This window comes from Clostridioides sp. LIBA-2809 (genome assembly GCF_056688965.1).
In genome coordinates this window covers 3,853,401-3,872,048 of record NZ_CP197004.1, presented here as the reverse complement: position 1 = coordinate 3,872,048, position 18,648 = coordinate 3,853,401, and the positions used below count along the sequence as shown (strand labels likewise).

Here is an 18,648-nt window from a genome sequence, read left to right as displayed (position 1 = left end):
AACTTAAATTATAATTTGTTGAATATATTATAGATAAGGAAGGCATACAAAATGAGAATACAAGATTATATTTTAGAGACACCAACTAGAATGAGAGAAATGATATCTAATGCAGATAATTTGTTTAATGAGGTTAAGAAAGAAGATATAAAAAAGATTATAATAACAGGTTCAGGGACTAGTTATCACTCAGGGTTACAAGTACAAGCATATTTACAAAATTTATTAGACATAGATGTTGTAGTGATATATCCATTTATGATAACTGAAGATACATTTAAGTTTAACAATGAAAATACTTTAGTGGTAGGGATATCTCAAGGTGGAAGTAGTTATTCTACATATAATGCTATGAAATTAGCAGAAGACAATGGTTGTAAAATAGCATCTATGGCAGGTTGTAAAAACGCTCTAATAGATGAGATTTCTGATTATATATTAACAGTAAATTGTGGTGAAGAAAAATCTGGAGCTAAAACAAAAGGATACTACTGTACAAAGTTGAACTTAATGTTATTAGGGCTTCAAATAGCTAGAGAAAAAGGCTTAATATCTAGTAAAGGGTATAATGAGGAGATAAATAAGATATTAGATGCAATTGATAGATTTAAATCAGTGTATAAGCTATCTGAGCAATGGATTGAAAGAAACAAAGAAAAGCTAATTGAATCTAAAGAAATAAGAATAATAGGTCATTCTGATATATATGGAGACACACTAGAATCAGCGTTGAAATTATTAGAAACAATGAGAATACCTGTAACTGGATACGAGTTTGAGGAGTTCATACATGGTATATATAATGCTATAAATAGTGATTCAACTATATTTATATTAGATACAGGAAAAGAGCCTAGAGTAGCCAAGATGGTTGAAGTACTTTCTGGATGGACAGACAATGTATTTGTTATAGGTAGAGAAGTTACAGAAGATGATAAAAACTTAAAAATAGATATTACAGATAATCATTATTATCAAACATTTAACTTTATAATACCTATACAATTAATATGCGGAGAAATACCTATATTAAGGGGAGTAGACCCAAGTATTCCAAAAGATACTAAGTTCCACATGAAATTAGGAAGTAAGAAGCTGAATAAGTAAAAAAGAAGCTATCACACAGCAATTTAAAATTGTTTGTATGATAGCTTCTATATTATTCTAATAAGGTTTTTGTAGGAACTATCTTTAAAGGATAGTTCTTTAAATGTATCTTTAAATATAAGACATCTACATGTTAGTGTGTACTACTTTTTTTATCATTATTTTCCTCGTCTGAACAAGCATTAGAACTTGGACATCCACTACAGCCAGAACATCCACTACAGCTATTTCCATTCTTTGTAGACTTGAATTTATTAAATAAAATCACAACTGCAAGAACTATAATTATTCCGCCTATCAAAGCTTCCATTATTGAATTGCCCATAAATAATACTCCACCAATACTTTTAACTATAAACGCCATTATCCATGCTAATACAAACTGATATGCAAATGATGCAAACATCATCTTATTGCCATATTCTTTTTTCATAGTTGCAAGTGCAGCTATACATGGAGTATATAAAGCAGTAAATATCAAGAAAGTATATGCAGTAACTCCATTAAATATTGTTGGCAATACAACATTTAGATTACCATATAGTATATTTAAAGAGTTTACTACGATTTCTTTTGCTCCAAGACCACTTAAAATAGCAACTGAAGTTCTCCAATCATCAAAGCCAAGGGGCTTGAATATAGGAGATATAATATGACCTAGAGTAGCCAAAAAGCTTACATTTATATCTTCTGTATATCCAAAAATATTAAATGAAGAAAGTCCCCAAATTACAACTGACATTGCAAACATAACAGTAACAACTCTTATTAAGAAACCTTTTGATTTATTCCATGTATTTTTAATAAGTGCATCTATAGTAGGAATTCTATATTCTGGTAACTCTAATATAAATGGCTCAGCCTCTGTTTTAAATGCCGTTTTATTTAAGAATAATGCAATCACTATTGCCATAACTATACCAACCAAGTATAGTGATGTAGTCACTAAGGCAGCATTATGTGGAAAGAATATAGCTACGAATAGTGCATATATAGGTAGTTTTGCTCCACAAGTCATAAGTGGTGCAATAAGAGCTGTAACTCTTCTGTCTTTTTCACTTTCCAATGTTCTAGTTGCCATTATAGCTGGAGAAGAACATCCCATACCCATAACTATAGGTATAAAAGCTTTACCAGATAGACCAACTTTTCTCATAACTTTATCCATTAAAAATGCTGTTCTTGACATATATCCACTATCTTCAAATAGTGATATACCAAAAAACAATGTAAATATTAATGGGAAGAATGGTAACGTGCCACCAACACCTCCAATTATACCGTCAACTATAAGTGACTTAAACCACGGGCTAGAGTTAGATAACATATCACTAGCAGGTGCAGAAATATAAGCTTCTATAATACCAGCAAAGCCCTCTTGTAGTGGTCCTCCAACCCAATCAAAGGTAAATTTAAATAAGAGGAACAGTACACCAATAAATATTGGATAGGCTAATATAGGATTTAAAACTACATTATCTATTTTATCACTGATAGATTTTTTGTGTGTATATGTAGTTTTTGTACATCTTGATAAAATGGATTCTAATTTTTTGTATGTTTCCGTTTCACTTCCAAAGTTTGTTTGATATATAAAAGCTTTTTGAGTAGCTCCTTTAATTTCTTCTTCTATTCTCTCAACACCGTTTTTCTTTTTTGCAATAATTGGAACAACAATTACTCCAAGTTCTTCACCTAATTTTTTAGCATCTATATTAACACCTTTAGATTCTGCAATATCTAACATATTAAGCAGTATAACTATAGGTTTGTTAAATTGCATAAGTTGAGTTGTTAAATAAAGATTTCTCGATAAGTTAGATGCATCAACTACATTTACTATTACATCAACGTCTTCATTTTCTAAATATGATTTAGAAACCTTTTCTTCATTTGAGAAAGTATCCATTGCGTATATACCAGGTAAATCTACAACTTTTATTTCTTTCCCAATAAATCCTTCTTTTTTTTCTATAGTAACACCAGGCCAGTTACCTACATATTGATTTGAACCTGTAAGTAGGTTGAAAACAGTAGTTTTACCGACATTTGGGTTTCCTAATAATGCTACATTAATCACAGGTAGCTCCTCCTCTATTATTGTAAAGAAATATTTTTAGCATCAGATTTTCTAATAGCAAGGTCAAAACCTCTAAATCTGATTATAATTGGGTCTCCAAATGGAGCAACCTTTTTAACTTCTATTTCAGTACTATTTATACATCCAAGTGCAAGTAATCTTTTAGATAATTTAATATCTCCATCTATACTATTAATAAGTCCTTTTTCTCCTATTTTTAAATCGTAAACAGTCATTATTAGCACCTCCTAATGAAATTCATTATCATTAAAATTGTAACAAGTATGATACAAAAAGTCAAGAATTATAGAGGCAATTACACATTGAAATCACTAATGTTTATTTTAAATAAATTGAAAAATATTTTAATCTAAATTAGGTGTTTTTATATATTTTGTATTATAATGTAAGATGATAGATAAAATTTGGAGGAGTTAACTTAATGAAAACTAGAAAAATGACATTTTTAGGTCTGATGATAGGGTATAGTTTAGCTTTATATGTATTAGAGACATATATACCGAATCCTCTTATAATTATATTTCCAGGGGCAAAATTGGGTTTGAGCAATATTATAACTTTAATTTCATTAATGTTGTTAGGTGTCAAAGATACTGTTATAATTGTTACTATCAGGGTAATTTTGTCATCAATATTCGCAGGTCCTTTGTCCTATCTTCTATTTAGTATAGGAGGAGCTTATCTAAGTCTTTTATTTATGTATTTAGCAAGTAAAATAAAAGGTTTATCATTGATTGGAGTAAGCATTATAGGTGCAATAGGGCATAATATAGGTCAATTAATAGTTGCAAGTTTAATCATAGAAAATATACTTGCTATAGGATACTTACCATTTATGTTAATGGCATCGTTAGTAACGGGTATGTTTGTAGGCTTAGTGTCTAGGTATACAGTACCCAAGTTGGAGCATTTTTATAGTAAGTTTTATTGACATAATATTGACAAAATATAATATTGTTTGATAAAATGTATATAAAAATATACAAATTTGTAATAGTGGTGATTATTATGGCGAACAATGAATTAGAAACGTTAAAAAATGAGATTGAAGCAGTTAGGGAAGAGATAAATACATACATAGAATATCCAGAAATATTTCAAGAAGAGTTAGTAGAATCGAGTAAGAAAATAGATATATTAATAAATAAATACATGTACTTAAGCAAATAGCCCACAGTTGTGGGTTTTTTTGTATCAAAAATTAACAGATAGCTATATTTTACATATATTAATAATAATATTAAGATATAAAATAGTATTTCTGATGTGTAAATTATCTGTAGGACATAATTATGATTAGGTCAGGAGGGTTTTATATTATGGTTGACATAGGAAGTAAGGAGATAGCAATAAGGTTACTATTAGCTCTAATAATAGGAGGAATAATAGGTTTAGAAAGAGAAAAAATAAGACAGTTTGCAGGGTTTAGGACACATATATTAATAGCAATAGGTTCTTGTATTGTTTCAATAACTTCAATTCAGTTATTTTCTGATTATAATTTATATACAAATGCTGACCCAGCAAGAATGCCTGCTCAGGTATTATCTGGAATTGGTTTTTTAGGTGCAGGAGCAATTTTAAAAAATAAAGGTGGAGTAAAAGGGCTTACTACAGCTGCTGGCATGTGGGCAACTGCGTGTATTGGTATAGCAGTAGGTTATGGTTATTATGAACTATCAATTTTAGGTGGGCTATTTGTAATGATAGCATTATTTGTACTTAGGATAATAAATACGTTTTTATTCAGTCAAGAAAAAAATGTGTTGATATTAAAATTAAGCAATTTGGATTCGATACCTTTTTTATATGATAAATTTGAAAAAAGTCAACTTATTGTAAGAAATATGGAAATAGAATGTCGTAATGAAGAATACTGGAAAGTTAATTTTTTTGTATCTTATGGTAAGAGAATACACTTACATGATGTTATGAAGGAAATAAATATGATAGAAGGAGTAATAAATGTAGATTATTTGGACTAAAATATATACAATATATTTTGTAAAGATAATAAAATATAAAAACAAATCAAAATAGAGGTGTATTATATGGGAACTGATAGAAGTACAGTAGAAGAAAAGTATAAGTGGAAGATAGATAAGATGTATTCTAGTAAAGAAGAAATCGAAAAAGACATAAGTAAAGTAAAAAATCTTATCCAAGAGGTAAAAGAGTATAAAGGTAAAGTTTCTGAGAGTAAAGAGAATTTATATAAAGTATTAAATATTTCTGAAAATGCATCTAGAATTATTCAAAATCTATATGTATATACTCATATGAAACAACATGAAGATACTAGAATCAATGACAATCAAGGAAGAGCTACTAAGACAGAAATGTTATCGACTGATTTGGGTGTGGCTACTTCTTATATAGTTCCAGAGATACTGGCTATAGAAGAGAATAAACTAAATGAATATTTAAAGGATGAGGAGTTATCTTTTTATACAAAGTATATCAAGGATATATTAAGAGATAAACCTCATACTTTAAGTGAAAGAGAAGAAGAAATACTTGCTGCTACATCAGAGCTATCAACAGTTCCAGAAAATGTATATGATATGTTAGCATATGCTGATATGGAATTTCCTGAGATAGAAGATGAAGAAGGCAATAGAGTTAAGCTTTCTCATTCAAATTACTCTTTATTTATAAAAAGTAAAAATGGAAGAGTTAGAAAAGAAGCTTTTGAAGGTGAATTTTCAACTTATGGAAAATATAAAAATACATTTGCATCAACTCTTTATGGTGGAATAAAGTCAGAGATATTTTATGCAAAAACTAGAAAATATAATTCAGCAATAGAGGCTTCCTTATTTTCAGATGATGTAAGTTTGGATGTTTACAATAATCTTATATCAGCTATAGATGAAAGTCTTCCTACTTTAAATAAATATGTTGAACTTAAAAAGAAATTTTTAGGGCTAAATGAAATACACATGTACGATTTATATGTACCTTTGACAGAAAAGTTTGATATGGATATACCATATGATAAAGCACAGAATATCATATTAGAGGCACTTAAGCCTTTGGGAGAAGAGTACTTAAAAGTTATAAAGAGTGCTTTTGAAGAAGGCTGGATTGATGTATATGATAATGAAGGTAAAAAAGGAGGAGCTTATTCTTGGGGAAGTTATGATTCGCATCCTTATATATTAATGAGCTATAAAAATGACCTTAATTCTCTATTTACTTTAGTTCATGAATTGGGTCATTCTGTCCATAGTCATTATTCAAGAACAAGTCAACCGTTTTTATATTCTGACTATAAGATATTCGTTGCAGAAGTTGCATCTACTTTAAACGAATTACTTCTTATAAATTATTTGTTAGAAAATTCTAAGTCTAAAGATGAAACTATATATCTATTAAATTATTATTTAGAACAATTTAGGACTACAGTTTATAGACAAACTATGTTTGCTGAATTTGAAAAAATTGTACATGAAAAAGTAGAGAGTGGAGAACCACTTACTGCTGATGAATTTACTGATATATACTATAAATTGAATGAAAAGTATTATGGAAAATCTGCAGTAGTAGATAAACAAATAGGAATAGAGTGGGCTAGAATCCCTCATTTTTATTCAAATTTCTATGTATATAAGTATGCTACAGGATTTTCAGCTGCAAGTGCTTTAAGTCAACAGATACTTTCAGAAGGTAGTACTGCTGTAGATAGATATTTAAACTTCTTAAAAAGTGGAGGGTCAGAGTATCCTTTAGAACAATTGAAATCTGCTGGTGTAGATATGACAAAAAAAGAATCTATAGAGGAAGCCTTAAATGTATTTGCTGGTTTAGTTAATAAACTAGAAAAAGAATTATAGAATGTGGCAAATTAATAATCTTAGTGAAGGTTTGCAATAATTTTAAATGTTGCGTTATACTTATATACTTCAAAAATAACTTAAAAAAATTAATATAATTAGCAATATACTATATAAAATTAAATTTTTACATGTATTTAACAATATTTACACTTACTTAACCTCGCTCTAATATTCACTTAACAAAAAATATGTATTATTAAAATATAGAAAATATGACAACAAAAAAATTAAAATATAAGCGGGGGTAAGTGAAATGTTTAAAAAGAAAATAGGAGTTCTTTTAGCTAGTACAATGTTAGTTGGAGTTTTAGCAGTAGGATGTGGCTCTGGCTCAGGAGGTTCAGCAGACTCAAATAAAGTTTCTGTTTCAGGTTCGACTTCAATAGGTCCTCTTATGGAAACTATAGGAGAAAAGTTTCAGGAAAAAAATGAAGGTGTTAGTGTAGAAGTTCAACAGATTGGTTCTTCTGGAGGTATAAAAAATGCTATAGAAGGAACATCTGAGATAGGAATGAGTTCAAGAGACTTAAAAGATGAAGAAAAAAGTGCTGGATTAAAGGAAACTAAGATAGCAATAGATGGAATAGCATTGATAACTAATACTACTAACCCAGTAAAAAATTTAACAATGGATCAAGTTAAAGGTATTTATACAGGAAAGATAACTAACTGGAAAGACGTAGGAGGAAATGACGCTCCAATAGTAATTGTATCAAGAGAAGAAGGTTCAGGAACTAGAGATGGATTCCAAGAAATTGTAGGATTCAAGTCAGAAGAATTAACTAAAGATGCACAAATAAGTGATGGTTCAGGAAATATAAAAACTACAGTTGAGGGAAATGAAAATGCTATAGGATATATATCATTTGGATATGTTGATGAGAAAGTAAATAGTTTGAAAATAAATGATGTTGAAGCAACTGATGCCAATGTAATAGCTAATAAATATCCAATATCAAGACCATTTATACTAGTTAATAAAGAAGATAATTTATCAGAAAAAGGTAAAGCTTTAATAGATTATATATTGAGTGATGAAGGACAAGCACTTGTTTCAGAAAAAGGATTTATTAAAGTTAATCAATAATATAAATATTTAATATAAAATGAATATATAGTACCCTGCAAGATAAGCTCATAAAAATGTTGCTGTAACTTGCAGGGTATTGTCTATTATTGGTGATATGAATATAAATATTTTAATTATATAATAGATATTTTAGTACATTATCTCTAAAGAATATTGGAATATTGACAAAATAATATTACAATGTTAGAATAAAAAGGAAATTTATTAAAGTGTATTAAAATTTTTTAATAAAAATATTTTAGAAACTGAGAAGTATACCTTATTATTGGGCATCTAGAGGTATATGGAGTTAGTGGTGCAACCGGCTATGAATATAATTTTATATTGCATAGCCTTTTTTTGTTTTAAATTTAACAAAAATATTTAAAAATCTAAAGACTATTGAATTAGTAGTTAGATTTAATTTGATACGTGGAATTTTGGCTTTTAAAGTAGCCATTTGTTGGAAAAGGGGAATTTTTTTTAAAGTATAATATAATTATAATAAGAAAATAACGTTTTTATAAACATCAAGATGCGAAATATAAACATTTTGTAACAATACATTTACCAAAATAATCCAATTTATTTTATATTATAACTATATAAATCATATAAATCAATACTCAAACTGGCTGATTGACAAGTTTCTAGAAAAATAATAAATTTATAATATAAAATCACCTTAAGCTCCATTTTCCAACAATCGGAGACTTTGATTAGTATTTAATAATGAATCTTAATATTTAATTCAATATTCAAGAATTATTCAAAAATACTTAAGTTTTATAGTCGAGTTTGTAAAGATATTATAAAATAATAATACTAGTTATATAAAAAATAAAACATCATAATTTGTAATAATTAAAACCTTAGACTATGATTGAAATATTTTGAATGGAGTGGTGTAATGTATAACTTACTGGTTGTAGATGATGATGTTGATATTTTAAACATAAATCAAATTTATTTTTCAAATATAGGTTTTAATGTATATATATCTAAGACAGCTAAAGAGGCTATGAAGATAGTAGAAAGTGTAGTTTTAGATTGTATAATTCTAGATATTGCATTACCAGACTTAGATGGGTATAAAGTATGCAATGTTATAAAAGAAAAGGTTAACATACCTATAATATTTTTATCTAATTATGAACATGAAGAAGAAAGAGTTCGGGGTTTTTTAGCTGGAGGAGATGATTATATAACAAAGCCATATAGCTTAAAAGAACTTGAACTTAGAATATATGCTCGTATGAGGCAATATAAAAACATTACATCAGTTCCTAATGTGTTAAAATTTTCGTCTTTAGTGATAAATGTGAACTCAAGAAAAGTAACTTTTGACGAAAAAAGTATCGATTTAACCACTATGGAGTTTGAAATATTATTGTTTCTAGCTGAAAATAAAGAACAAGTATTCTCAAAAATAGAAATATATAATCAAGTTTGGAAAATGCCTGATATTGGAGACCAACATACAGTACAGGTTCATATTGCACAGATGAGGAAAAAAATTAATTCTTTAAGCAGAGAGCATCAATACATTCAAACTGTATGGGGAAAAGGATATAAATTTGTACCATAAGTGGGATACTGTAATCAATAAATAGTTCTTGTTTTATTTAGTACTACTATGAAAGAGATGTGATTGATGCAATGAAAAAGTATAATATACTAAAAGGAACTCTCATTGTATTGATAATCTCTCTGTTGGCAATAACAGGATTAAATCTTCTGTATAAATATGATAATAAATATACATATAAGTCTATTAGAGCAAGTAATGGAATTTTAACTATAGATAGTAATACCTTTACTAAAAGTAAACTTGTCTTTTTAATAGATGATTGGGAGTTTTATAACCATAAAATATTTAAACCAAATGATTTTATAGAACAACATATAAAACCAAAATACGTTTTTATAGGTCAATATCCAGATTTCTCTATGAGAAAAGAGAACCAATCACCATATGGCAATGCTACTTACCGTATGAGAATAAAAAATGAAGGTAGGGATAAGGTATTAAGTCTAGAGATTCCTGAAATTTTTTGTGCAAGTGAAGTATGGATAAATGGAGAAATGGTTTCTAAACTGGGAGATGTAGGAACAGAAAAGTATAGACCAAAAATTAAAAATTCAGTAGTAAGTTTTGTCGCAAAGAAAGATACAGAAATTATAATCAATGTATCTAATTTTTCACATTATTATAGTGGTTTGTATTATCCACCTGCATTGGGGGAAACAAAAGACATAAGTAATATGGTATTTTATCGATTACTTTTTTATAGTATAATTTGTTTCACAACTTTTGCAATAGCTATATTTTCACTAGCTGTTTGGTTTTTTTCAAAAAAAAGTAAACTCTACTTTTATTTTGGATGTATGTGTATTTTCTTTGCAATACATGTATCATATCCTTTTGTGCATCTATTGGGGCTTCCTTTAGTAAACTTTACATATGCAGTTGAGGATTCATCATATTTTATAGCGGTCTTATGTATTATTTGTATAAATGGAAGTATATCCAAAATAGAAGAAAATAAAGGATATAGATTTTTAATTTTACCATTAGGGATTACAATGTGTATTATATCTATTGTAATACCAGTTGTTCTTCTTCCATATTATATAGATTTTGTTGATATATATGGAAAATTAATAGATATATATAAATATATTGTATTTATTTATATCTTAATGTCTTCACTAGTTTCAATCTATAAAAAGACATGCTCTGAGCATATAAGTTCCTATATTTTAGTTTCAGTAAATATTGTGTTTGGTATTAGTGTATTATTCGATGCAGTGACTAGTAACAGATTTGAGCCTATATTTACAGGATGGCAAACAGAATACTGTGGGTTTATAATTGTTATTTTATTTTCTATTATGATGATACATAGGAACAAGATGATAATAAAAGAAAATGAAAAACTCACAAAGAATCTTGAGCATGAAGTTGAATTAAGAACTAATGAACTTATGACACTATTAGATGAACGTAAAAAGTTCTTGGCTGATGTGGCACATGATTTAAAAGCACCTGTTTCAGCTATACAGGCATTTATAGATTTAATAAAGGTTGGTAATATTCATGTAGATGAAGAGACAAAAGCTTATCTATCTGCGATAAATCAAAAATCAAATGAAGTACAAAGTAGAGTACGTAGTCTACAAGAATTTACATCACAAGATAAAGAAATTGGTCTTAGTGAGAAGATATGTCTAAATGATTTCATCAAAGAGATATATGAAAATAACTTGCCAGACACACAAGCATGTGGTGTAAACTTTGAACTCTCTCTATTAGATAAAAAAATATATGCAAAGATAAATAAAGAAAGATTGGCTAGAGCATTTGAAAATCTAATTTACAATGCTTTAAGCTTTACTTCATTTGATGGTAGGATAAGTTTGTCAATGAATAAAGAAGATGAATTTGCAGTTATTAAAATTTCTGATAATGGTAAAGGAATACCACCAGAAAATATACCAAAGATATTTGAACGATTCTTTACAGCAAGAGATACTGACATTTCAACAGGGCAAGGGTTAGGGTTATATATTGTAAAATCCATTGTAAAAGAACATGATGGAGAAATTTTTGTAGATTCAGAGTTAGGAAAAGGAACCGTTTTTACAATAAAATTAAATCTCTGTTTTTCATAATAATGGGTTATTTAATATAAAAGAATAATGATATTTAGGAGTGATTATAATGCAAACTAAGATATTGATAATAGATGGAGACAAGAATAATTGCCAGGAATTGAAAAACTTTTTAGAAGGAAAAGGGATAACTATAGATTTAGCATATAGCTGTGAAGAAGCTATTGGAAAAATATTTAGTAATAGATATGATTTAATATTTTTAGAGATAATCCTAACTGATGGTGATGGATGGACTCTTTGCAAGAAAATAAGAAATGTAACTACTTGTCCAATTGTTTATATGACTTACATAAATGAAGACCAAAGTATTTTAAATGCCTTAAATTCTGGTGGAGATGATTATTTGATTAAACCTCTAAATTTGGAAATTTTATATGCAAAAGTAAAAGCAATTTTAAGAAGAATAAATTCATATGTAAATAGCAATGAAAGTAATTCAAAATTAGAGGAATACAATAGAACTAGTGGAGTAATAAAATTAGAAGACAAAATAATAAAATTAACTCCAACAGAAAATAAATTATTAAATTATTTTATAGAAAATCCTGAAAAGACATTGACTACTAAAGAGATATATGAACATGTGTGGTTAAATGAATATTTAGAGGATAATTATAGTGTAGTAGTTGCAGTGAACGGATTGAGAAAGAAAATAGAAAAAGATTATAAAAATCCTCAAAAAATTATAACAATAAGAGGAGCAGGTTACTATTTTAATAAGGAATAATATGAATGTATATGTTATAAAGGACTAAATTTAATTAATAAATATCAATAGCAGATATAAGTAATGAGTTACATGAGAAATGTATTATTACTTATATCTGCTATTTTAATATAAGCAAATACCATCATAATGTAAACTAAATGTCAAAAATAGTTCTAAAAGTAAAATCGATGTTAAAAAAGTGAATATAATTTTACACTTGTTTAACTTAATCCTAATATAGATTTAACTTAAAAAAAGTAGAATAAAAGTATAGAAAATTTAATTGATACGAATTATAAAAATTTAAATTTTGAATACAGAATGAAAATCGATTGGGAGGATATTATGATAGTAAAATCTAGGTTAGTAGGTTTAGAAAAAAACAACAATAACGGCAACAAGACAAAATATATAATTGAAAAAGTAGCAAAAAATATTTTTTTACTTAGTGCTTTGGTAGCAGTTGCAAGTTTACTTTTGATAATAGGATTTGTATTTTATAAAGGACTAAGACCATTTATATTTGAGGGATACTCATTTATAGATTTTTTAACTGGTGCAGATTGGGTTCCTTCTGCTAATAAATTTGGAATATCATCTATGATAGTAGCATCAATATTTGCAACACTTGGAGCACTTGTGATAGGAGTACCAGTAGGAATATTAACATCTATATTTATCGCAGAAGTAGCACCTAAGAGGTTAGCAAAAATAATGTCACCAGCAGTTGAGCTTCTAGCAGGTATACCTTCAGTATTATACGGTGTATTTGGTCTTGCAGTGATAGTTCCAATGATACAAAATATGTTTAATCTTCCAAAGGGTCAAAGTTTATTAGCAATAGTAATAGTACTAGCAGTAATGATGTTACCAACAATAATATCTGTATCAGAAACAGCTATAAGAGCAGTACCAAAAGCATATAAAGAAGGTTCATTAGCACTTGGTGCATCAAAAATAGAAACAATCTTTAAAGTTGTATTACCAGCTGCGAAATCTGGAGTATTAGCTGCAGTAGTATTAGGAGTAGGAAGAGCTTTAGGAGAAACAATGGCAGTAATACTTGTTGCAGGAAACTCACCAGTTATGCCAACTTCAATAACAGACAGTGTAAGACCACTTACAACTAATATAGCACTTGAAATGGGATATGCATTTGGTACACATCAAGAAATGCTATTTGCAACTGGAGTAGTACTGTTTACATTTATATTAATCTTAAACTTAGTTTTAAATAAACTTTCAAATAAGGCGGTAAATTAAGATGAGAAAGTTCAGAGAGAATACATTAAAGTTATTAGTATACCTATCAGCACTATTTACAATAGTATCGTTAGTAGTCATAGTAGGATTTATATTTATAAAGGGAATTGGAAATATGAATTTTAATTTCTTATTCAGCAATTATTCAGCATCAGGTGATGGTGGTATACTTCCAATGATAATTACAACATTATACACAGTAGTAGTTTCTATAGTCGTAGCAACCCCTATAGGAATCTTAGCTGCTATATATTTACAAGAGTATGCAAAAAAAGGAAAAGCAGTTACAGCCATAAGATTCGCAACTGAAAGTTTATCAGGAATACCATCTATAGTGTATGGATTATTTGGAGGAATTTTCTTTGTTGTTACATTAAAAATGGGGTATTCAATAGTTGCAGGTTCGCTTACAGTAGCAATAATAATATTACCAGTAATAATTCGTACAACAGAAGAAGCTTTAAAGACAGTTCCTCAAGCGTATAGAGAATCATCATTAGCACTGGGAGCTACTAAATTTCAGACTTTATATAAAGTAGTACTTCCAAGTGCAATACCAGGAATCTTATCAGGAATAATCTTATCAGTTGGTCGTATAATTGGAGAATCAGCTGCGATATTACTTACAGCAGGTACTGTAGCTAAGATGCCAGGTGGAATATTTGATAGTGCAAGAACATTAACTGTACACTCATATTTACTGACTAAAGAGAGTGGAGATATAGCAACAGCAGCTAGTATAGGAATTGTTTTAATAGTAATCGTATTAGCACTAAACATGCTAGCAAGATTTGTTGCTAAGAAGTTAAATAAGGCTAATTATTAAATTTAAGAGGTGTGAATAATGGAATTAATCGATAATATAAAAATGAGTGTAAAAGATTTGGATTTATTTTATGGTGACAAACAAGCATTAAATAAAATAAATATGGATATAAAAGAAAATAAAGTTACTGCTTTAATAGGACCATCTGGATGTGGAAAATCAACTTTTATAAGAACTTTAAATAGAATGAATGACTTAATAGAAGATGTAACAATTAAAGGAAACATTTTTGTGGACGGAGAAGACATATATATTTCAGATGATGTCATAAATCTTCGTACTAAAGTAGGGATGGTATTTCAAAAACCAAATCCATTTCCTATGAGTATATATGATAATGTTGCATATGGCCCTCGTACACAAGGGCTAAGAGATAAGAAACAATTAGATAAAATTGTAGAAGAGAGTTTGAAAGGAGCAGCTATCTGGGATGAAGTTAAAGATAGACTTAAATCATCTGCATTAGGTCTTTCTGGTGGTCAACAACAACGTATATGTATAGCAAGAGCAATTGCTATGAGACCAGAAGTTATCCTTATGGATGAGCCTACATCTGCTCTAGACCCAATTTCAACATTAAAAGTTGAGGAACTTATAGAGGATTTAAAAAAAGATTACACAATAGTCATAGTTACTCATAACATGCAGCAAGCTGCTCGTATATCAGATGAAACAGCTTTTTTCTTAAATGGAGAGGTTATAGAATTTAGTGATACAAAAACTATGTTTACCACTCCTGTGGATAAAAGAACAGAAGACTATATAACAGGTAGATTTGGTTAAAATATATAACTATAAAGGAGTTAGACAATGGTCAATAATAGCTTAGATATAAGTATTGATACTTTAAAGGAACAAACAGTACTTATGATGGAAAAATGTGAAGAAGCAATAGAAAAGTCTGTGACTTGTATGATAGAGAAGGATTTAGAAGGTGCAAGAAACGTAGTAGAAAATGATGAAGAGATAAATAAATTAAGAGAAGAGATAAGGGATAAAAGTATAGAACTAATAGTATTAAAGCAACCAATGGCAAGGGATTTAAGATTTATTTATTCATTAGGAAATATATCAATAGAATTAGAAAGAATAGGAGATTATGCAGCTAACATAGCTAGAGAAATGCTGAAAATAGGTGGAGAAGCTTATATAAAAGAGCTGATAGATATTCCTAAGATGGCAAAAGAATGTAAATCTATGATGTCTCAGACTAGAGAAGCTTTAATCTTATTTGATGCAAGTATAGCTTATGATGTAGGAACTAAAGATGATATTGTAGATGGTTTGTATGAACAAGTACAAATTGATTGTTTAAAAATAATGCATGAAAATACAAATACCATAGACCAAGGGGTAAAACTTTTACTTATAGGAAGATACCTTGAAAGAATTGGAGACCATATAACAAATGTGTGTGAAAAAATAATTTTTGCAATTGAAGGTAAAATGGTAGAGATAGGATAAAAAAACTGCTTTAAAGCAGTTTTTTTTTATTGTCTAAATTAAGAAGTAATTGATAAAAAAATATGATTAATGGGTAAATTTAAAAAATTGTGATATACTAGGAACATATTAAATTTGAGGATGCGTATTTTATAGAAAGTGCTTTTTAGGAGGTGGAACTTTGAAACTTCAAAAGATGGGTATGAGAACTATAAAAACAGGAATTAGTGTAACGTTATGTATGCTTTTAGGAGACTATTTAGTTGAGAATATGTTTTATTCTCTGGTAGCATGTATAATTTCTGTCCAAGATACGGTAAAAGGTTCTTTAAAAACAGGAATCAATAGAGTAGAAGGTACTATTTTAGGTGGTATAATAGGATTCATCTTTGCCATCACTAAAGCTGGAGACCCTTTTTTATGTGGTCTAGGAGTAATGTGCTCAATATATTTATGCAATCTGTTTAAAATAAAGTCAGTAGTAGTTGCCTGTGTAACTTTTCTGGCTATACATCTAGGAGTAGGAAACAATGACCCTGTATATTATTCTTTACATAGGGTACTGGATACATCTGTAGGTGTCTTGTTTGGGGTACTTGTTAATTACTATGTTGCTAGACCAAATTATCTAAATAGTGTTATAGATGAGTTTAAAAAGATAGAAGAACTGTCAATGTTACTTATTGAAGACAAAATACTTAGAAAAAATAATTTAGATGTAGAGAGATTTGAAGAAGAAGTAGAAAAATTAGAAGAAATATATTCAAAACTTATTGATGAATTGGATTATAGTTTGAGTGAAACTAATATAGAAAAAATTGAGAATGCCTTAAGGATATGTAGAGAAATACATTTTCATATGCAGTCTATAGAGTTATTAGAAAATAAACTTTATTTAAAGGAGCATACATATAAATACCTTAAGAAAACATATAATGTGGATGAATTAGACTGGAATATAGATGAAGAAAAAAGCCCTGTATTTAACTATCATTTAATGAAAATAATGCTTGAAATAGAGATGTTAAAGAAATTAAATAAATTATATCAATAATAGTAAGTAAATAATAAATAAAAAATAGTATCTTTGTAAATATTAAACATATATAAGTTTAATTTACGGAGGTACTATTTTTTATGAATACTAGAAATGATAATTCTAAAATATTAGAAATATATAAGATGAAGCTTTTTGGAGAACTTGTAAAGGCAGTGTGGAATGATAATACAGAGGATATTGAAAATCTACCTGAAAAAATTTTAAATGATAATTTGAATAATAATTTAAAAAATGATTTTAATGAGGAATTTGATAAAGATACCATGGTAAATCTAATTAGAGTAACTATGGGATTAGATGTAACAGGAGACACAGATAAAAATTTAAAAGATGCATTACATGAAGCTATAAATTTAGATGAAGTCAAAAGACCAATAATATCTATAATATCAGATGCTTGCAAATATTGTGATGAAAATAATAAGGAAGATGAGTCATGTAAAATAAAAAGCAAGCATATTAATTGTAATGAGGAAGATGTATGTAGTGCTTGTGGTGATTGTGTATCAAGATGTAAGTTAGGTGCAATATCAGATAAGATAGAATTTATACCAATGATAAAGTTGTTGAAAGATATAAAGAGTCCTGTATATGCAATAGTCGCACCAGCTTTTGTAGGGCAGTTTGGAAAAGATGTAAGCCCTGGTAAATTAAGAACTGCATTAAAAAAGATAGGATTTGAAGATATGATAGAAGTTGCTTTGGCAGCAGATATGCTTACTGCAAAAGAAGCATATGATTATTATGAACATATGAAAAAGGATGAAGAAGGATGCTTTATAACTAGCTGTTGCTGTCCTATTTGGGTAAGCTTGATACAAAATAGTTTTCCTCAAATATTGGAGAATGTATCACCATCTGTTTCTCCTATGATTGCCTGTGGGAGAGCTGTAAAAATTTTAAATCCAGATGCTAAAGTTGTATTCATAGGTCCTTGTATGGCAAAAAAGAAAGAAGCAATGTTAGAAGATATAAAGGATGCAGTTGATTTTGTGCTTACATTTAAAGAGTTACAAGAAATATTTGATGCATTAGAGTTAAATCCAGCTATAATGGATGAAAGTAATAGAGTAGAGGCATCCCTTTCAGGTAGAGTTTATGCTAGAACAGGAGGTGTAAGTAAAGCAGTTAAGTTATCAGTTAGAAGAATTGACAAAAATATAAAATTTGAAGAAAAAGCATTTGAGGGAACAAAAGAATGTATGGACGGTTTAAAGAAAGTTTTAAATAAGGAGATAGAAGCTACCTTTATAGAAGGAATGGGGTGTGTAGGAGGCTGTGTAGGAGGTCCTAAGCGTATTTTAAGTGTAGAAGAAGGTACTAAGAATGTTGATGAATATAGTGAAAGTACAAATATGGAAACTCCATTTGATAATTTAAATGTGTTGCAATTTTTAACTTCTTTGGGAATCAAAAGAGTAGAATCTCTAGGAGAAAAGGAAGAAGAAAAAGTTAAAAAAATATTTAGTAGAGATATAAAAAGTAATAAGAAAGAGAATAAGTATAAAAAGTAATTTTTACTCTTAAACTTATTCTTTTATAAAAGGGAGATA

The 18,648-nt window shown here is 28.5% G+C and carries 17 protein-coding genes and 1 riboswitch; of the genes, 15 read left to right on the top strand and 2 right to left on the bottom strand.

What is annotated here, in order from left to right; translation table 11 throughout:
• Window positions 1-51: 51 nt before the first annotated feature.
• Entirely contained in the window at window positions 52-1,107 is a 1,056-nt protein-coding gene (locus ACTG44_RS18260) for an SIS domain-containing protein (RefSeq protein ID WP_479920993.1), read from the top strand.
• Window positions 1,108-1,240: 133 nt separating this feature from the next.
• Here ACTG44_RS18260 and feoB read toward each other — a convergent pair whose 3' ends face one another.
• Both feoB and ACTG44_RS18250 read right to left on the bottom strand, forming a co-directional pair.
• The gene (gene feoB / locus ACTG44_RS18255; protein ID WP_021386227.1) at window positions 1,241-3,187 is read right to left on the bottom strand and encodes a ferrous iron transport protein B; all 1,947 of its coding nucleotides are present in this window, start codon (window positions 3,185-3,187) and stop codon (window positions 1,241-1,243) included.
• 17 nt (window positions 3,188-3,204) lie between these two features.
• Window positions 3,205-3,423, bottom strand: a complete 219-nt coding sequence (locus tag ACTG44_RS18250) for a FeoA family protein (protein WP_021386230.1) — start codon at window positions 3,421-3,423, stop codon at window positions 3,205-3,207.
• A gap of 206 nt (window positions 3,424-3,629) precedes the next feature.
• Between ACTG44_RS18250 and ACTG44_RS18245 the strand changes: the two genes are divergently transcribed.
• From ACTG44_RS18245 to ACTG44_RS18180, 14 genes are all read left to right on the top strand, one after another.
• The gene (locus tag ACTG44_RS18245; RefSeq protein ID WP_021386209.1) at window positions 3,630-4,139 is read left to right on the top strand and encodes a Gx transporter family protein; all 510 of its coding nucleotides are present in this window, start codon (window positions 3,630-3,632) and stop codon (window positions 4,137-4,139) included.
• A 77-nt stretch (window positions 4,140-4,216) separates the two neighbouring features.
• On the top strand, window positions 4,217-4,378 hold the full coding sequence (locus ACTG44_RS18240; RefSeq protein WP_021386276.1) for an aspartyl-phosphate phosphatase Spo0E family protein: 162 nt from the start codon (window positions 4,217-4,219) through the stop codon (window positions 4,376-4,378).
• A gap of 149 nt (window positions 4,379-4,527) precedes the next feature.
• A complete protein-coding gene (locus ACTG44_RS18235; protein ID WP_479917617.1) occupies window positions 4,528-5,193 on the top strand; it encodes an MgtC/SapB family protein in 666 nt (221 codons plus the stop codon).
• A gap of 66 nt (window positions 5,194-5,259) precedes the next feature.
• Window positions 5,260-7,044 (top strand): oligoendopeptidase F, encoded by a 1,785-nt coding sequence (gene pepF, locus ACTG44_RS18230; RefSeq protein WP_479920992.1) that lies wholly within the window; start codon window positions 5,260-5,262, stop codon window positions 7,042-7,044.
• A gap of 256 nt (window positions 7,045-7,300) precedes the next feature.
• Window positions 7,301-8,134 carry a phosphate ABC transporter substrate-binding protein gene (locus ACTG44_RS18225; protein WP_021386181.1) on the top strand — a complete coding sequence of 278 codons (834 nt, stop codon included), beginning with the start codon at window positions 7,301-7,303 and terminating at the stop codon, window positions 8,132-8,134.
• A gap of 235 nt (window positions 8,135-8,369) precedes the next feature.
• Window positions 8,370-8,453, top strand: a riboswitch (cyclic di-GMP riboswitch).
• A gap of 573 nt (window positions 8,454-9,026) precedes the next feature.
• Window positions 9,027-9,704, top strand: a complete 678-nt coding sequence (cmrR, locus tag ACTG44_RS18220) for a response regulator transcription factor CmrR (protein ID WP_021386246.1) — start codon at window positions 9,027-9,029, stop codon at window positions 9,702-9,704.
• Window positions 9,705-9,775: 71 nt separating this feature from the next.
• The gene (locus tag ACTG44_RS18215) at window positions 9,776-11,791 is read left to right on the top strand and encodes a sensor histidine kinase (RefSeq protein ID WP_479917614.1); all 2,016 of its coding nucleotides are present in this window, start codon (window positions 9,776-9,778) and stop codon (window positions 11,789-11,791) included.
• A 49-nt stretch (window positions 11,792-11,840) separates the two neighbouring features.
• A complete protein-coding gene (gene cmrT, locus ACTG44_RS18210) occupies window positions 11,841-12,521 on the top strand; it encodes a response regulator transcription factor CmrT (protein WP_479920991.1) in 681 nt (226 codons plus the stop codon).
• A 327-nt stretch (window positions 12,522-12,848) separates the two neighbouring features.
• Window positions 12,849-13,766: a phosphate ABC transporter permease subunit PstC gene (gene pstC / locus ACTG44_RS18205; protein WP_021386196.1), complete on the top strand. Its 918-nt coding sequence runs from the start codon at window positions 12,849-12,851 to the stop codon at window positions 13,764-13,766.
• Between the two features lies 1 nt (window position 13,767).
• Window positions 13,768-14,592 (top strand): phosphate ABC transporter permease PstA, encoded by an 825-nt coding sequence (gene pstA / locus ACTG44_RS18200; RefSeq protein ID WP_021386214.1) that lies wholly within the window; start codon window positions 13,768-13,770, stop codon window positions 14,590-14,592.
• An 18-nt stretch (window positions 14,593-14,610) separates the two neighbouring features.
• Window positions 14,611-15,375, top strand: coding sequence for a phosphate ABC transporter ATP-binding protein PstB (gene pstB / locus ACTG44_RS18195; RefSeq protein ID WP_044213975.1), 765 nt, complete (start codon window positions 14,611-14,613; stop codon window positions 15,373-15,375).
• A gap of 27 nt (window positions 15,376-15,402) precedes the next feature.
• Window positions 15,403-16,056 carry a phosphate signaling complex protein PhoU gene (phoU, locus tag ACTG44_RS18190; RefSeq protein WP_021386251.1) on the top strand — a complete coding sequence of 218 codons (654 nt, stop codon included), beginning with the start codon at window positions 15,403-15,405 and terminating at the stop codon, window positions 16,054-16,056.
• A gap of 160 nt (window positions 16,057-16,216) precedes the next feature.
• Window positions 16,217-17,089 carry an FUSC family protein gene (locus ACTG44_RS18185; protein WP_479917607.1) on the top strand — a complete coding sequence of 291 codons (873 nt, stop codon included), beginning with the start codon at window positions 16,217-16,219 and terminating at the stop codon, window positions 17,087-17,089.
• A gap of 83 nt (window positions 17,090-17,172) precedes the next feature.
• Entirely contained in the window at window positions 17,173-18,609 is a 1,437-nt protein-coding gene (locus ACTG44_RS18180; RefSeq protein ID WP_021386247.1) for a [Fe-Fe] hydrogenase large subunit C-terminal domain-containing protein, read from the top strand.
• Window positions 18,610-18,648: the final 39 nt, after the last annotated feature.

Excerpts from the sequence above, each read along its gene's own strand:
- pepF (WP_479920992.1), top strand. The coding sequence starts at position 5,260 with ATGGGAACTGATAGAAGTACAGTAGAAGAAAAGTATAAGTGGAAGATA.
- ACTG44_RS18260 (WP_479920993.1), top strand. The coding sequence starts at position 52 with ATGAGAATACAAGATTATATTTTAGAGACACCAACTAGAATGAGAGAA.
- ACTG44_RS18225 (WP_021386181.1), top strand. The coding sequence starts at position 7,301 with ATGTTTAAAAAGAAAATAGGAGTTCTTTTAGCTAGTACAATGTTAGTT.
- ACTG44_RS18250 (WP_021386230.1), bottom strand. The coding sequence starts at position 3,423 with ATGACTGTTTACGATTTAAAAATAGGAGAAAAAGGACTTATTAATAGT.
- cmrR (WP_021386246.1), top strand. The coding sequence starts at position 9,027 with ATGTATAACTTACTGGTTGTAGATGATGATGTTGATATTTTAAACATA.
- pstC (WP_021386196.1), top strand. The coding sequence starts at position 12,849 with ATGATAGTAAAATCTAGGTTAGTAGGTTTAGAAAAAAACAACAATAAC.
- ACTG44_RS18240 (WP_021386276.1), top strand. The coding sequence starts at position 4,217 with ATGGCGAACAATGAATTAGAAACGTTAAAAAATGAGATTGAAGCAGTT.
- ACTG44_RS18215 (WP_479917614.1), top strand. The coding sequence starts at position 9,776 with ATGAAAAAGTATAATATACTAAAAGGAACTCTCATTGTATTGATAATC.
- phoU (WP_021386251.1), top strand. The coding sequence starts at position 15,403 with ATGGTCAATAATAGCTTAGATATAAGTATTGATACTTTAAAGGAACAA.
- pstA (WP_021386214.1), top strand. The coding sequence starts at position 13,768 with ATGAGAAAGTTCAGAGAGAATACATTAAAGTTATTAGTATACCTATCA.
- pstB (WP_044213975.1), top strand. The coding sequence starts at position 14,611 with ATGGAATTAATCGATAATATAAAAATGAGTGTAAAAGATTTGGATTTA.
- ACTG44_RS18180 (WP_021386247.1), top strand. The coding sequence starts at position 17,173 with ATGAATACTAGAAATGATAATTCTAAAATATTAGAAATATATAAGATG.
- ACTG44_RS18245 (WP_021386209.1), top strand. The coding sequence starts at position 3,630 with ATGAAAACTAGAAAAATGACATTTTTAGGTCTGATGATAGGGTATAGT.
- cmrT (WP_479920991.1), top strand. The coding sequence starts at position 11,841 with ATGCAAACTAAGATATTGATAATAGATGGAGACAAGAATAATTGCCAG.
- ACTG44_RS18235 (WP_479917617.1), top strand. The coding sequence starts at position 4,528 with ATGGTTGACATAGGAAGTAAGGAGATAGCAATAAGGTTACTATTAGCT.